Below are 13430 nucleotides of genomic sequence, written 5' to 3'. Positions count from 1 at the left end.
TCAGCTCCCGGTGGTGGTGCGCGTGCGTCTGGCGCGCGGCTTGGGTTGATTCGCAAGCGCGGCTTCCGCCTGCGCGCGGTCGGTCAGGAAACGATGGAGCAGGTCGCCGGTGCCGAGCAGATGCGCGACAACCAGCGACTGTGCAGCGGGAATATCACGACGTTGTACGGCCTCGAGCAAGGCGGTGTGTTCGTTGTCCGACTCGCCCTTGTACGACGGCAAGCCGAACTTCAGGCGCAGATACCGTTCGCCGCGCCGATGCAGCGTGCCGATCATGTCCTCGAGTTGCGGACGGGCGGCGGGCGCGTACAGGCTCATATGAAACGCCTCATTGCGCCCGACGTACAACGACGGGTCCGACTCGCGTTCCGCGGCATGGCAGAGGGCGGCGGATTCGCGCAGCGTGGCGGCGGTGTGCTTCGGAATCGCGAGGCCGATGGCGAGGCTCTCCAGCGCGGAGCGAATCTCATAGATTTCGCGCGCTTCGTCCGCTGACAAGGGTGCGACAGTCGCGCCTTTATGTACGGCGGCTCTCGCCCAGCCTTCGCTTTCGAGCTGGCGCAAAGCCTCGCGCACGGGAATTGCGCTGACCGAGAAATGCCGCGCGATCGCGTCCTGCCGCAGCGGCGCGCCAGGCGCCAGCGTGCCGTCGACAATCGCCGCGCGCAACGCCTCCGCGATCACGCGGGACGTGCTCTCACGGGGCGCCGCCGCGGGTAAAAGCGGGCTGCGCGCCGGGGCATCCAGGGGAAAACCATCTATTGCGTCGCTCATGATATTGAATATTATATATGAAATAGCGCACTTAACAGGCGGGCAAACCCGGAAAGTTTTCCACCATCCGGCGGCCTGCGATGTCCTCTCATCGTTATACGAGGCACATCGACCCACTAGCAAGCGCGCCATCTCGTCGTTCCCTTTATGTAAGCCAAGTACGTCAACCGCAGGGCCGGAGGAGCATGATGAATTCACTAACCGACCGCACGCCGGTCGTTCGGCGCCGCACGCCGCTCAATCGTTCGCAGATCGCGGGATTTTGGGGAGCGTGGGCTGGCTGGACGCTCGACGGGATGGACTCGTTCATCTATGCGCTCGTGCTGACGCCGGCGTTGACTGAGTTGTTGCCACGCTCTGGGTATGCCGCGACGCCCGCGAATGTCGGCCTCGCCGGTTCGATTCTGTTCGCGCTGTTTCTGGTGGGCTGGGGACTGTCGTTCATCTGGGGACCGTTGGCGGATCGCTTCGGCCGCACCAAGGTACTGGCGGGCACTATTTTCACGTTCGCCATTTTCACGGGACTTGCCGCCACCTCGCACAACGTATGGGAGCTCGCCATCTATCGCTTCATTGCCGGGGTCGGCATTGGCGGCGAGTGGGCGTTGGCGGGGACCTATGTGGCCGAGTCATGGCCGGAAGATCGCCGCAAAATGGGCGCCGGGTATCTGCAAACGGGCTATTACGCCGGGTTCTTCCTGGCGGCGGCGCTCAACTACACGATCGGCGTGCACTACGGCTGGCGCGCGATGTTCCTGACCGGCGCGGTGCCGGTCGTGGTCGCGATTCTGGTGCTGCTGCGCGTGAAGGAATCGGAAAAGTGGGAAAAGGCGGACGCGAGTGCCGCGCGCGCCAAACCGCTGCGCGAAATTCTCGGGCCGACGTATCGGCGCCGCACGTGGGTTGCGTGCATTCTGCTGACGATCGCGATCATCGGTTTGTGGGCAGGCGCGGTGTACGAGCCATCGGCTGTGATCCAACTGGCGACGAAGGCCGGCATGGCGAAGAACGATGCGATCCGGACCGCGTCGCTGGCAACCGGCTTGCTGTCGATTTCGACGATCCTCGGCTGTCTCGCGTTGCCGCCGCTGGCTGAGCGGATCGGCCGCAAGAAGACACTGGCGGTTTACTTCCTCGGCATGGCGGTGGCGATTGCCGGCAGTTTCGGCTGGGCGTTCTATCTGCCAAATGGACTCGCGCCGTTTATTGCGTGGCTCTGCGTGCTGGGTTTCTTCGGCGGCAATTTTGCGCTGTTCAGTTTGTGGCTGCCGGAACAGTTCGAGACCCGGGTGCGGGCTACGGCGTTTGCGTTCTGCACGTCGTTCGGGCGGTTTGTCGGGGCGGGTGTGAACTTTCTGCTGGGCGCGGCGGTGCTGCATATGCATACGCTGGGCGTGCCGGTGGCGCTCACGGCGCTGGCGTTTATCGTCGGCTTGTTCGTGATTCCGTTTGCGCCGGAGACGAAGGGGGAAGTGTTGCCGCAGTGAGATTGGCCGTTTGGCTGAGTGGCGGGCGTGGGCGGCGGCAGGCATGCTTTCTATTGGTTAGACGACGTATTCCTCTGCCGTTTTTGATTTGCCGACCTGTACGGTAATCTGTACAATGATTGCCGTTGCGCAGATGTGTTTTTTCTTCTGGGCCACCGGCTCATCTGCCAGTCCCGGCTGTGCAAGAGGTCAACTCGGCAGTGGAATCGTCTCTAACTTTTGACAGGAGCGACTGGGGGCAAACCTCTCAGGTCGATAAAACGAATGAACGTCCTTACTTACAGCGAGGCGCGTGCCGGCTTTAAGCAAGCGATGGACGACGTCTGCCGCGATCACACGCCCATGCTGATAACCCGACAGGGCGGAGAAAATGTGGTCATGGTTTCGCTCGAGGATTTCAATGCGATGCAGGAGACCTTGTATCTGTTGAGTTCGTCGAAGAACGCCCAGCGGCTCGCTAAATCTATCGCTCAATTGAACGCCGGCGGTGCGACTGCGCGCAAACTGCTGACCGATGAACAAACAGAAGAGCCGCAACGAGGAGGCCGCAAAGGCTGACAGTGTTTTTATGTTCACCGACGACGCGTGGCACGACTATTTGTATTGGCAAGCGACTGACCGAAAGGTCTTGCGCAAGATCAACACGTTGCTAGAGGAGTGTCGGCTCGATCCTCATCGCGGGACTGGAAAACCAGAGGCGTTAGTTGGAAGCTTAAGCGGGTTCTGGTCGCGACGTATTACGCACACAGATCGCCTGGTCTACTTGCCGAGAGACGGAAAGATCTACGTGATTGCCTGCCGTTTTCACTACGACGACTAAAAAACCGGGCGCTGGTGAATGGGACATGCGAGGGGACGAGTCTCAATCGGCGTGACGCCGCGCCCGACCGCCGGGGCGCAACATCGAAAGCAGCGGCCAGCCGAGATTCACGCCGAGACTCGCGATGACGATCAATACCATCCCAGCGAGTTGCGGCAGCGACAGGGCCCGCCCATACACGATGGCATCGACCACGATCGCCGTCAGCGGATAGACGAACAGCAGCACGGCGATGATCGGCGTGGTCAGTTTCGGCAGCGCGCCGTAGATCAGCACATACGACAAGCCCGTATGCAGCACGCCCATGCCGACCAGCCAGAACCACTGCATCGGCCCGATATGCACGGCGGTAAGCGGCGCAATGAACGGCAGGCACACCACGCCGACTGCGCATTGCGCGAGCGTCAGCAGATGCGGGCGCAAATTGCCGAGTCCTTTGGCGATCAGCGTGACGCCCGCATACAGCACCGAGCCCGCCAATGCTTCGCCGATACCGATCAGATAGCTCGTATGCCCCTGCAGATTCGCGCTGGCCGCGACACCCGAGGCCAAAACAAGCCCGACGAACGCGGTTGCGATCCAGCTGAGCCGGTCGACGCCGAGGCGCTCGTTGAACAGCGCCGCGCCCATCAACACAACCCAGAACGGCTGCACATGAAACACCACGGTCGCCACTGCAATGCTGGTGCGATGAATCGCGTCGAAGAAACCGACCCACTGCGTGACCATCAACACGCCGGAGATCAACGCGAGCGCGACGGTGCGCCGCGTGAAATGCGCGCGCGTGAAAAAGCCTTTCCACGCGCAATATGCCGCGAGCGAGAGGAAGCCGAACAGGCAGCGAAAGAACACCAGCGTCAGCGCGCCGAGCCGCGCTTCCTCGACGAAGATACCGAGCGTGCCCATCAGAAGCCCGCCGCTGGCCAGCGTAATGGCGCCTTGTTGACGTTGGGTGAGGGACATGCGAAACGGCTCCGGAAGTGGGTCACATAAGGTGGAGTGACAAGTATTGCGCGGCTTGCACAGCATCGACAAACGAATTAAATTGAGTAATTCCATAAGCTGGATTGATAAATCATGCACCCCGAATTCGACGTCGATTTGCTGCGCACCTTCGTCGCGGTGGTGGAAACGGGCAGTTTCACGAAGGCTTCGGCGACCGTGCACCGCTCGCAGGCCGCGGTCAGCATGCAGATCAAGCGGCTTGAAACCATGCTCGGCACCACGCTGTTCGCCCGCAACACGCGCAATCTCTCGCTCACGCGGCCCGGCAATACGCTGCTCGAATACGCGCGGCGCGTGCTGGCGTTGCATGAGGAGGCGTGGTCGGCGATCGTGCGGCCTGAGGTGACCGGGCGCGTGGTGCTGGGTGCACCGGACGACTACGTGTCGTCGCTGCTGTCGCCAGTGTTGCGGCGTTTCTCAAATCTGTATCCACACGTGGAGATCGAGATCGTCTGCGCGCAGAGCACGTCGCTCGCGCCGATGCTGGCGGACAACAAGATCGATCTCGCCTTCGTCACGCGTGACCGCAAATTACGAGGCGAATTCGTGCGCAGCGAGCCGATGGTGTGGGTGGGGGCGTCGGTTGATACGCCGGTGCTGGCGGCATCGCCTTTGCCAGTCGGGCTTTATGAACCCGGTTGTGTGGCGCGCCAGCATACGCTGGCTGCGCTGGACGGCGCGCGTATCCGCTATCGGGCCGCGTTTAGCAGCGCCAGTCTGATGGGTTTAGTGGCGACGGTGGACGCAGGGCTTTCTGTGATCGCACTCACGCGATGCAGCGTGCCGTCGCGGCTGGCGATTCTCGGCGAAGCGCAAGGCTTGCCGAAGATCGCACCGCTGGAAATCGTGGTGGCGCGCAGCGCCAAATCGGATCGGCCCACGTGCGACTATCTGGCCGCGCAGATGGTGCAGGATTTGTCGCTGCGTCCGCAAACGCGCGGGGCTTAACCGCGCGGCTCAAGCCCGCGGATAAGCCGTCACCTCGCCATCCACAGCGAGCCGCACGTGTTCGCCCGGCCGCGGCGACAGATAACCCGGCACGCGAGCGCGCACCACGGTCAGCGCTTCGGACTGCAATTGCAGCGCGACGCCCGCGTCCTGCCCCTGAAAGATCACTTCCTGCACGATGGCGTCATAAGACGCTACGCCATTGGGCATCGTTTCTTCAGCACGCAGCAGACGGATCTGTTCAGGCCGCACCATCACATCGACCGCGCCATTGCCCATCGGCGCGCACAGCGGCAAATCGCCGAGCTCGCAGTCGACGCGATCCTGCTTGACCACGCCCGGCAACAACACTGCTTCGCCGACGAACGAAGCGAGTTCACGCGTCACCGGCCGACGGTACAGCGTTTCCGGCGTCGCTGTCTGGATCAGCCGGCCGTTCCACAGCACCGCGACCTCATGACCGAGCGACAACGCTTCCGATTGATCGTGCGTGACAAGAACGGCAGTTGCGCCCGCCGCGGCCAGGGCGCTTGCCACCGCTTGCCGCGTTTCGAGCCGCAAGGCGGCGTCGAGCGAGGAGAAGGGTTCGTCGAGCATCACCAGGGTCGGCGACGGCGCGAGCGCGCGAGCCAACGCCACCCGCTGCTGCTGACCGCCCGACAACTGCTGCGGCGCGCGCATGCCGAAGTTAGCCGGCAAGCCGACCAGCTCCAGCAATTCAGCCACACGATGACGTGCGCGCCGCTGCGTCCGCGGCAAGCCGAACACGATGTTGTCCGCCACGGACAGATGCGGAAACAGCGCGCCTTCCTGCGGCACATAGCCGATGCGGCGCTGCTCTGAAGGCACATGCAGGTTGTCGCCGACAACGCGGCGGCCGTCTATTTCGACGCTGCCGCTATCCGCGCGTTCGAAGCCGCACAACAGACGCAGCAAGGTGGTCTTGCCGCTGCCGGACGGTCCGAGCAGCGCGAGCAACGTGCCGCGTTCGACGGAGAGATCGATGCCGTGCAGCACCGGATGGCCGTCGAACGATTTTTGCAGGCCGCGGATACGAAGTTCGCTCATGAAAATCCGATGGAAAAAGCGGGCGAGGGCGCGCGGCGTTCAGCTGCGCTCGCCGAGTAATGCCGATTTGCCGAGCAATGCGAACAGGAGGCCGGAGGCGAACAGCGAAATGCCGGTGAGCAACGCCGCATAGGGCGCGGCGGCGGCGAACGCCATTGTCGATGTGTCGGCCCAGACCTGGGTCGCGAGTGTTTGCGTGTCGAGGGGCGAGAGCAGCAGCGTCGCATTCAACTCGGTGACGACCGAGATGAACACCATCGCCGCGGCCGCGCCGAGCCCGGGGCCCGCGAGCGGCAACACAACGCGGAACAGGGTCTGCGACCAGGTCAGGCCGAGAGCGCGCGCAGTTTCTTCAAGGCGCGGCTGCGCCTGCATGAAGGCGGCACGTACGCTCACCAGCGCCACCGGCATGAACAGCATCGCGTAAGCGATCACCAGCAGCGTCGCGCTTTGATAAAGCGGCTGCAGCGCGTGCACCGCGAGCGACACGATGGCCAGCGCGATCACCAGCCCCGGTATGCCTTGTGCCAGAAACACGGTGCGTTCGAACAGCGTCGCGAAACGTGTCGGATAACGCACCAGCAGGAACGCGAGCGGCACGACCAGCAGCGTGGTCAGCAATGCGGCGGCGAGCCCGAAACCGAGCGACGAGATCGTCGCGTTGAACAGCAGTTCGGGCGACACGTCAGCCGGAGTGACGGCGGCCGCCCCCGGTTGCGTGAGCCAGAAGCCGATCATGCCGAGCGGCACGCCGAGCGTTGCGATCGCCAGCGCGGCGAAGCCGCCAACGACGACCCAGCGCCACGCGCCAAGGTCGTAGCGCAACACCGCCCGACGTGTGCCGCGATCGACACGTTCATAACGCGCCGCGCCGCGTACCCGAAACTCGAACGCCAATACGACGAGGCAGATCACGATCAGCAGGCACGCGAGCAGCGAAGCGCCGCCGCCATCGAAACTGGTGCGGTATTCCGCGTAGATTTGCGTGGTGAAGGTGTGAAAGCGCAGCAGCGTAAACGCGCCGAATTCAGACAGCACACCGAGCGCCACCAGGAGCATGCCGCCGAGCAGCGCAGGGCGCAGTTGCGGCAGCACGACGCGAATGAAGGTGGTCCAGCGATTGCAGCCGAGCGCGCGCGCGCTTTCTTCGAGCGCCGGGTCCATGCTGCGCAACGCCGCGGCCACCGGCAGATAAACGAGCGGGAAATACGCGGAACTCAGCACCAGCAGCGCGCCGTTGAAGTCCTGCAAATCGAGGCTCAGCGACACCCAGGCATAGCTCGAGATAAAGGCCGGCATCGCGAGCGGTGCGGCAGCGAGCACGGCCCAGATGCGACGCCCCGGCAAATACGTACGTTCGACAAACCAGGCGGCCGCCGTGCCGACGGCAGCGCAGACGAGCGTGGTCGATACGGTGATCAGCACTGTGTTGATCAGCAGTTCGCCGACCAGCGGTCGGAAGATCAGATCGATCGCCTCACCGATACCGAAGCTCGCCGCGCGCCAGAAGGTAAACGCAATCGGCAGCAACACCAGCAAAGCGCTGAGTGCTGCTGCCGCGAACAAACCGCGCGGCGCGCGCGAACGGGCGCGCGCCGGGGCGGGGGTTACAGCCGGAGGCCCGGCTGACACGGCATCGCTCATTTACAGCAAGCCTGCCTGGCGCAGCAGTTTGCCTGCCTGGCTGTCGTCGCCGAGTTGCTGGATCGTCAACGCCGGCGGGCTCAGTTCAGCGAAGGGCTTGAGGATCGGGTCCGGTGCAACGCCCGCGTGCAGCGGATACTCGAACATGACGTGGCTCTTCGCCATCAACTCCTGTGCGCGTTCGCTGACCAGATAGGCCAGAAACTTCTGCGCGCCGTCCGTGTTGTGTGCCGACTTCAGCACCGCTGCGCCCGACACGTTCACCATCGCGCCGGCGTCGCCGTTGCCGAAGTGATAGATCGCGCTGCGGGTTTTCGCATCGCCGAGTTCGGCGTGCAGACGCGCCCAGTAGTAGTTATTGATGATGCCGGTCGCGACGCCGCCGCGATTGACGGCTGCCACCACGCCTTCGTCGTCATCGAAAATCTGCGAGTTGGCTTTCAGGCCCTTCAGCCATGCGACCGTTTGTGCTTCGCCCTTCAACGCGAGCACGGCGCTCACCAGCGGCAGGAAGTCGCTGTCGCTCGGCGCGATGCCGACCTTGCCTTTCCATTCCGGCTTGGCCAGGTCAAACAGCGATTGCGGCAGTTGCGACGCCTGCACCTTGGTCGTGTTGTAGGCCAGCACGCTTTCGCGCGCGGTCACGCCCACCCATGCGCCGGTCGGCGAGTTGAAGCGCGCCGGCACGGTGGCGAGCGTCGAGCCGTCCACCTTGTTCAGCAGGCCTTTCTCTTCGAGCAGCATCAGCTCAGGCGAATTTTCCGTGAAGTACACGTCGGCGGGCGTCGCTGCGCCTTCCGCGACGATTTGCGCGGCCATCGCAGGGCCTTCGCCGTTGCGGATCTTCACCGAAATGCCCGACTGCTTTTCGAAGTCCTTCGCGAGCAGATTGACGACCTGTTCGTGCTGCGCGTTGTACAGCGTGATCGACGCAGCGTGGGCCGTCGACGGCACAGTTGTGAGCGCTGCCAGCGTGAGGGCGGCGGCGCTGCTGACGAGGCGCAGGCGGGTGCCAAACCAGGAATGAGCCATGATCCTAAAATCCGTTAGTGATGTTGTTGTTGGTCTTCGAAGCGCCGCCAGCCTCACGGCCGGCGGCTTACTGCGGCTTGCATTACGTCTCGAACAAGCCCGCGCCGATATACGAACCCGGCTTCGCGCCCGGCGGCACTGCGAACACCGCGCTGCCTACGTGCGTCGTGAACTGGTTCATCATGTCGAACTTCGCGAGCTTGTCGTTGATCGGAATGAAGCCGGTACGCGGGTCGCTTTGGTGAGCGACGAAAATCAGCCCCGCGTCGTACTCGGTTTCCTGACGCCATGGCGGCCAGCGCTCGATGTAGAAGTTCGTGCCGTCGTTGTATGAGTACGAGCGACGCAGAATCTGCGCACCGTTGTTGCTCGCCTGATTCGACAGACGCACATGCGAGTTCTCCGGAATCACCGGATTGCCGTCCTTGTCCTCTTCCTTCAGGTTCACCGGATCGAACTCGTTCTTCTTGCCGATCGGCGCGCCGCTGTACTTGTGGCGGCCGAACACCTGCTCCTGGAAGTCGACTTCGGTGTTGTCCCAGTGTTCGAGCGTGATGCGGATGCGCCGTACCACAGTGTAGGTGCCGCCTTCCATCCAGGGTGCGTCGGCGGTGGCGCCGGCCCAGACGAATTCGTTCATCAACTGCGGTTTCGCGGTCGACGGATTGTTGGTGCCGTCCTTGAAGCCCATCAGATTGCGCGGCGTCTGACCACGCGGGCCGGACAGGAAACCGGATTGGCCCCAACGCATCGCTGCGGTGCCGTAGGCGAGACGCGCCAATTGCCGGACCGCGTGAAACGCGACCTGCTGATCGTTCGCGCAAGCCTGGATGAACAGGTCGCCGCCGGTTTTTTCGGCGATGAGCTGGTCGCCGTTGAAGCGCGGCAGATCGACGAGCGCGGCAGGGCGGCGCGAGGCCAGACCGTAACGGTCTTTGCCGTCCTTCGTGAACAGACCCGGGCCGAAACCGAATGTGATCGTCAGGCCGCATGGGCCGAGGCCGAGCACGTCGCCGGAATCGGGCGCGGCTTTGGCGTTGGTCGGGCTGTAGGCCGTGTCGTTGGCTTTGGGGTCGGCCTTCGTCTCGACCTGCGCATCAATCTTTGTGTCGGCCAGTGCAGTCTTGGCCGCAGCGCCGGTCGGCAGCGGTCCGGCCGTGGCGCCTTGCGTCAGGCGCGCGGCAGCATCGGTCCAGGCACGCAGCAGCGCGATCACGTCTTCGCGTTTCTCGGTCGTCAGATCGAGCGCGGCAACGTACGTGTGACTCTGCTGCGGCGTGACGATGCCGCCTTGATGCAAGCCGTAGAACGGCTCGACCGCCGTCTGCGGATCGGCACCGTGCGCCGGCGTCTTGCCGAGCGCGGCCTGGGCGACACCGGTCGCACCGAGGCTCGCGCCCGCTGCGACCGCCGCACTGCCGGCCTTCAGAAAACCGCGCCTGGAGGGCCGCGGGGGTTGATCGTTTGCCATGGTTCCTTCACCTTCACTTGGCCGTGGGGATGCCAGGGTTGCGTTCCGGCTCGTTGGCCGGATCTGCGTCCGTCTTTGCTGCTTTTACTTCGCGAGCACCAGGGTGTTCACGTCGTCCTGCACGTAGTAGAAACCGTCGCCTTCGGGCGTCATTGCGAGACCGAACAGGTCGCCGTTGCCCGGCGGCGATTGCGCCTTGTCGGTGTCGATCCAGCGTGCGTAGATCTGCTTGCCGCTGGCCGGATCGATTTCGACGATCTGGCCGTTCAGCGCGTTCGTGACGAGCAGGTGGCCGTTCGGCGCGGTGACCATTGCAAGCGGGCGATGCAGCAGGCCGTCGGCGGTCAGTTGGCGGCCCACGCCCGCGCTGGTGTCGCGCGTCATCGGTTCGTCGATTTCGGTGATGCGGTTGCCGATTGCATCGGACACGTACAGCAGTTTCTGATCGCTCGAGAGTGCGAGTCCGGTCGGGCCGACGAGGAATACGCCCTTATCGGCCTGTGCGCCGAAACCGCTGCCCACCACGGTTTCCTTTTTCACGACGGGCGGTTTGCCGGCCGGCACGTCGAGGTCCAGGCGCAGCACGGTGGCCTGCTTGAACACCGGCGGATTGCCATTCGCACCGCCCACGCCGAAGCCGGCGTTGCTGACGAACAGCGTTGCGCTGGTGCCGTTGTCGACAACCGCCATGTTGCCCCACGGATCGTTGATATTCGGGCTGCTGATGGTCGATGCAACCTTGCCGTTCGGATCGATCACGATCAGGCAGCCGGCGCCCTTGGTGCCGGTGGTGCCGTCATTGCTCGGCGTGCTGCCGACAATCACGTAGCCCGACTTGAGCATCGTCATCGCGGTCGAGAGGCCGATGCCGCCCGGGCATTCCTTCAGGTCGCGCGGCACCGTGGCGAACACCGTCATTTCCTTGGCGTCCGGGTGATAGTTGATGATCGTGCTGCCGGTACCCTGCAGATTGGTCGAGTTATTGAAGTTGCCGACCAGCACATCGCCTTGCTTGACGGTGCCCGCCGTGACCGGAGCGACCACCACCGCGTACGGATTCTGGTCGCCGTTCCCCGGCACGGTGTTGATGAGCGTGGTGTGATGCTTGACAGTTTCGAGGAAACCTTGCGGCTCGGCGTGCGCGACGCCAGCCGTCGCGAATGCGGCCGTGCTGACTGCGGCGGCGATCAAGGCGCGCGCGGCGCGCGGCGAAAACTTGCGCGTGGGATTGTTCATGAGTGAGCCTCGGTGCCTGCGCACAAAGCGGTAGTTGCGGTCATGATCGAAAGCATGGGATTCGATGGGTCTTGAGCGTGTGTGGTGATGGCGAACGGCATCAGAACGTAATGTTGGTTCGCACGCCAATGACGAACGTGTTGCGCAGCGGCTGCGTCGGATCGTTCGGATTCTGGCCGGCGCCGGCGTTGAACGTGTATTGCGCATCGGCCTGCAGTTGCCACCACGGGTTGACCTGATACTGGTAGGTCGCTTCGAGCGTGGTTTCGCTGGTGCGCACGCCGTAGGGGCCGCCGCTGAATGCCAGGTTATCCTGATCAAGACCATTCGCGTGGTTGCCGATCTTGATGTAGGTGAGCGCGATGCCCGCGCTGTCGTTGTCGCGGCCGGCGAACGGCGCCTTCAGCACGATGCCGAGGTTGGCGGCAACGCTCACCAGATTGCGGTCGCCCGGCGCGCCCATCACGCGCGCGAAGACGTTGAGGCTGCGCGGTTCGTCCGGATCCGGGCGCCAGATCATCTGGTCGGCAACCGCATAGAAGCTATAGTCGCCGTGATGATTCTGCGCGACGCCGGTCGTCGCCGGGTTCGCGAGCGAGAGGCCGGTGTTGTCGAAGCGCTGGTCGGCGAAGCTGCCGTTGTTGTACCAGAGCCCGAGCTTGTAGGTGCCGGGCAAACCGCCGCCGCCCGCACTGACCATTTCGCCTTCGGCCGGCTGGTTGATCGCGTACTGCAACTCGCCGATAAACAGCGTGCCGTTGTGCAGGTTGAAGTTGGTGCCGCTCTTGTTGTTCGGATTGTTGCCGAGCGGATCGCCGTCGAATACGCCGGCGAGCGCCGTCAACGAAGGCGTGATCTGTCCGCGCACGCGCACGCCGAGGTCGGCCAACGGATAAGCAGGACCGCCGGATGGCATATCGCAGGACGGCAGGGCAGGCCAACCGAACATCGTGTTCACGAACAGCGCCGAATTCGTGCTGGTGATGAATTCCTGGTCGATACTTTGCTGACCGACTTTGACGTCGATGCGCTTGTTCAGGAAGGACTGCTGATACCACAGTTCCCACAGGCGCGTGGTGTCCTGGGCTTCGATACCGCTCGCCGTGTTCAGCGTGCCGAGCTTGTTGGCGCTAAGGTTGGCCCCGTGGATCTGCAAGGCGCTGATGTTGAACAGGCCGCCTGGCAAACCGAACGCCTTTTGCGTATCCATCTGAACGGTCGCCGTGGTCAGGCCATCGTAGTCCGCACCGCGCGCGAGACCGCCGCGTACATTGGCGAGCACTTCGCTGGTTTCCGTGAGCGCGAACGTCACGCCGTATTTGCCCAGCCAGGGGCGCAGACCGCCGATGTCGCCGAGCATCGTCGGGCGATTCCAGAAACCGGTCCACTGATTCGTCTGCGTCGCCTTGATGTTCAGGTCGGCTTCGGGCGCTTCCGGCGCAGCATCGGGATTGGCTTCCGCCATGGCTGCGCCGGCGGTCAACGAGGCCCACGCGAAAGCCGTGCAGAGTGCGGCGCGGCGTAAGGAAGGCAAACGCGAACGGCGGGTGGCGCCGCCGCGCATGGCGGAGTCGTGAAGCGAACGCGCCTGAACGGCGGGCTCGACGGAGTGAGCGAACTTCATCGAAATCCTTATTTGTGTTGTATCGACTGATCTGACTATCGCGGCGTGACATCACCAGGTGCCTGCGATGTGCCGCATCGGTTCGCGACGCCGGATGCGGCAGATGGCGAGATCGTACGCATGCGGAATAGGTGCGTCAACACAAATGAGAACGATTCGCATCAATATTACTATGGTGTAATTTTTAGCTTTACGTACTGCTACTAAAGGTTCTTTGGGTGTAAATAAAAAATAATGCAAACGTAATGTATTCGTATGGTTTTGTTCATATCGAAGCGGTGCCGGAGCCCGGAGCCTGGACAGACAGCAAAAGACGCTATG

12 protein-coding genes are annotated in these 13430 nt (G+C 63.3%); 4 read left to right on the top strand and 8 right to left on the bottom strand.

From position 1 onward, the window contains the following. Entirely contained in the window at positions 1-774 is a 774-nt protein-coding gene (locus KHO33_RS21710; RefSeq protein ID WP_054040284.1) for a GntR family transcriptional regulator, read from the bottom strand. A gap of 188 nt (positions 775-962) precedes the next feature. Between KHO33_RS21710 and KHO33_RS21705 the strand changes: the two genes are divergently transcribed. The 3 genes from KHO33_RS21705 to KHO33_RS21695 all read left to right on the top strand — a co-directional run bounded on the left by KHO33_RS21705 (position 963) and on the right by KHO33_RS21695 (position 3081). Continuing rightward, on the top strand, positions 963-2261 hold the full coding sequence (locus KHO33_RS21705) for an MFS transporter (protein WP_200567345.1): 1299 nt from the start codon (positions 963-965) through the stop codon (positions 2259-2261). A gap of 264 nt (positions 2262-2525) precedes the next feature. Next, the gene (locus KHO33_RS21700) at positions 2526-2819 is read left to right on the top strand and encodes a type II toxin-antitoxin system Phd/YefM family antitoxin (RefSeq protein WP_054040282.1); all 294 of its coding nucleotides are present in this window, start codon (positions 2526-2528) and stop codon (positions 2817-2819) included. Positions 2820-2829: 10 nt separating this feature from the next. Beyond that, the gene (locus KHO33_RS21695) at positions 2830-3081 is read left to right on the top strand and encodes a Txe/YoeB family addiction module toxin (protein ID WP_200567346.1); all 252 of its coding nucleotides are present in this window, start codon (positions 2830-2832) and stop codon (positions 3079-3081) included. 42 nt (positions 3082-3123) lie between these two features. Here the strand turns inward: KHO33_RS21695 and KHO33_RS21690 are convergent, their stop codons facing one another. Beyond that, on the bottom strand, positions 3124-4044 hold the full coding sequence (locus KHO33_RS21690; protein WP_054040280.1) for a DMT family transporter: 921 nt from the start codon (positions 4042-4044) through the stop codon (positions 3124-3126). Positions 4045-4158: 114 nt separating this feature from the next. On the opposite strand from KHO33_RS21690, the gene KHO33_RS21685 reads away from it, so the two are divergent. Beyond that, complete coding sequence (locus tag KHO33_RS21685) at positions 4159-5034, top strand: LysR family transcriptional regulator (protein ID WP_200567310.1); 876 nt, start codon at positions 4159-4161, stop codon at positions 5032-5034. A gap of 9 nt (positions 5035-5043) precedes the next feature. Here KHO33_RS21685 and KHO33_RS21680 read toward each other — a convergent pair whose 3' ends face one another. The 6 genes from KHO33_RS21680 to KHO33_RS21655 all read right to left on the bottom strand — a co-directional run bounded on the left by KHO33_RS21680 (position 5044) and on the right by KHO33_RS21655 (position 13109). Then, complete coding sequence (locus KHO33_RS21680; protein ID WP_200567311.1) at positions 5044-6102, bottom strand: ABC transporter ATP-binding protein; 1059 nt, start codon at positions 6100-6102, stop codon at positions 5044-5046. 39 nt (positions 6103-6141) lie between these two features. Beyond that, complete coding sequence (locus KHO33_RS21675) at positions 6142-7746, bottom strand: ABC transporter permease (RefSeq protein WP_200567312.1); 1605 nt, start codon at positions 7744-7746, stop codon at positions 6142-6144. After that, the gene (locus KHO33_RS21670; RefSeq protein WP_200567313.1) at positions 7747-8778 is read right to left on the bottom strand and encodes an iron ABC transporter substrate-binding protein; all 1032 of its coding nucleotides are present in this window, start codon (positions 8776-8778) and stop codon (positions 7747-7749) included. Positions 8779-8860: 82 nt separating this feature from the next. Further along, positions 8861-10249 (bottom strand): Dyp-type peroxidase, encoded by a 1389-nt coding sequence (locus KHO33_RS21665; RefSeq protein WP_200567314.1) that lies wholly within the window; start codon positions 10247-10249, stop codon positions 8861-8863. Between the two features lie 84 nt (positions 10250-10333). Next, positions 10334-11485 carry an NHL repeat-containing protein gene (locus tag KHO33_RS21660; protein WP_200567315.1) on the bottom strand — a complete coding sequence of 384 codons (1152 nt, stop codon included), beginning with the start codon at positions 11483-11485 and terminating at the stop codon, positions 10334-10336. 100 nt (positions 11486-11585) lie between these two features. Then, positions 11586-13109 (bottom strand): carbohydrate porin, encoded by a 1524-nt coding sequence (locus KHO33_RS21655; protein ID WP_200567316.1) that lies wholly within the window; start codon positions 13107-13109, stop codon positions 11586-11588. Between the last annotated feature and the right edge of the window lie 321 nt (positions 13110-13430).

The organism is Paraburkholderia nemoris (assembly GCF_905221015.1).
GTDB lineage: Bacteria > Pseudomonadota > Gammaproteobacteria > Burkholderiales > Burkholderiaceae > Paraburkholderia > Paraburkholderia nemoris.
Note: the sequence above shows the minus strand (reverse complement) of the source record. Positions and strands in the feature narration are given on the sequence as shown.

Bases quoted from the DNA above. Each gene is read 5' to 3' on its own strand.
- KHO33_RS21710 (WP_054040284.1), bottom strand. From the start codon at position 774: ATGAGCGACGCAATAGATGGTTTTCCCCTGGATGCCCCGGCGCGCAGC.
- KHO33_RS21705 (WP_200567345.1), top strand. From the start codon at position 963: ATGAATTCACTAACCGACCGCACGCCGGTCGTTCGGCGCCGCACGCCG.
- KHO33_RS21700 (WP_054040282.1), top strand. From the start codon at position 2,526: ATGAACGTCCTTACTTACAGCGAGGCGCGTGCCGGCTTTAAGCAAGCG.
- KHO33_RS21695 (WP_200567346.1), top strand. From the start codon at position 2,830: ATGTTCACCGACGACGCGTGGCACGACTATTTGTATTGGCAAGCGACT.
- KHO33_RS21690 (WP_054040280.1), bottom strand. From the start codon at position 4,044: ATGTCCCTCACCCAACGTCAACAAGGCGCCATTACGCTGGCCAGCGGC.
- KHO33_RS21685 (WP_200567310.1), top strand. From the start codon at position 4,159: ATGCACCCCGAATTCGACGTCGATTTGCTGCGCACCTTCGTCGCGGTG.
- KHO33_RS21680 (WP_200567311.1), bottom strand. From the start codon at position 6,102: ATGAGCGAACTTCGTATCCGCGGCCTGCAAAAATCGTTCGACGGCCAT.
- KHO33_RS21675 (WP_200567312.1), bottom strand. From the start codon at position 7,746: ATGAGCGATGCCGTGTCAGCCGGGCCTCCGGCTGTAACCCCCGCCCCG.
- KHO33_RS21670 (WP_200567313.1), bottom strand. From the start codon at position 8,778: ATGGCTCATTCCTGGTTTGGCACCCGCCTGCGCCTCGTCAGCAGCGCC.
- KHO33_RS21665 (WP_200567314.1), bottom strand. From the start codon at position 10,249: ATGGCAAACGATCAACCCCCGCGGCCCTCCAGGCGCGGTTTTCTGAAG.
- KHO33_RS21660 (WP_200567315.1), bottom strand. From the start codon at position 11,485: ATGAACAATCCCACGCGCAAGTTTTCGCCGCGCGCCGCGCGCGCCTTG.
- KHO33_RS21655 (WP_200567316.1), bottom strand. From the start codon at position 13,109: ATGAAGTTCGCTCACTCCGTCGAGCCCGCCGTTCAGGCGCGTTCGCTT.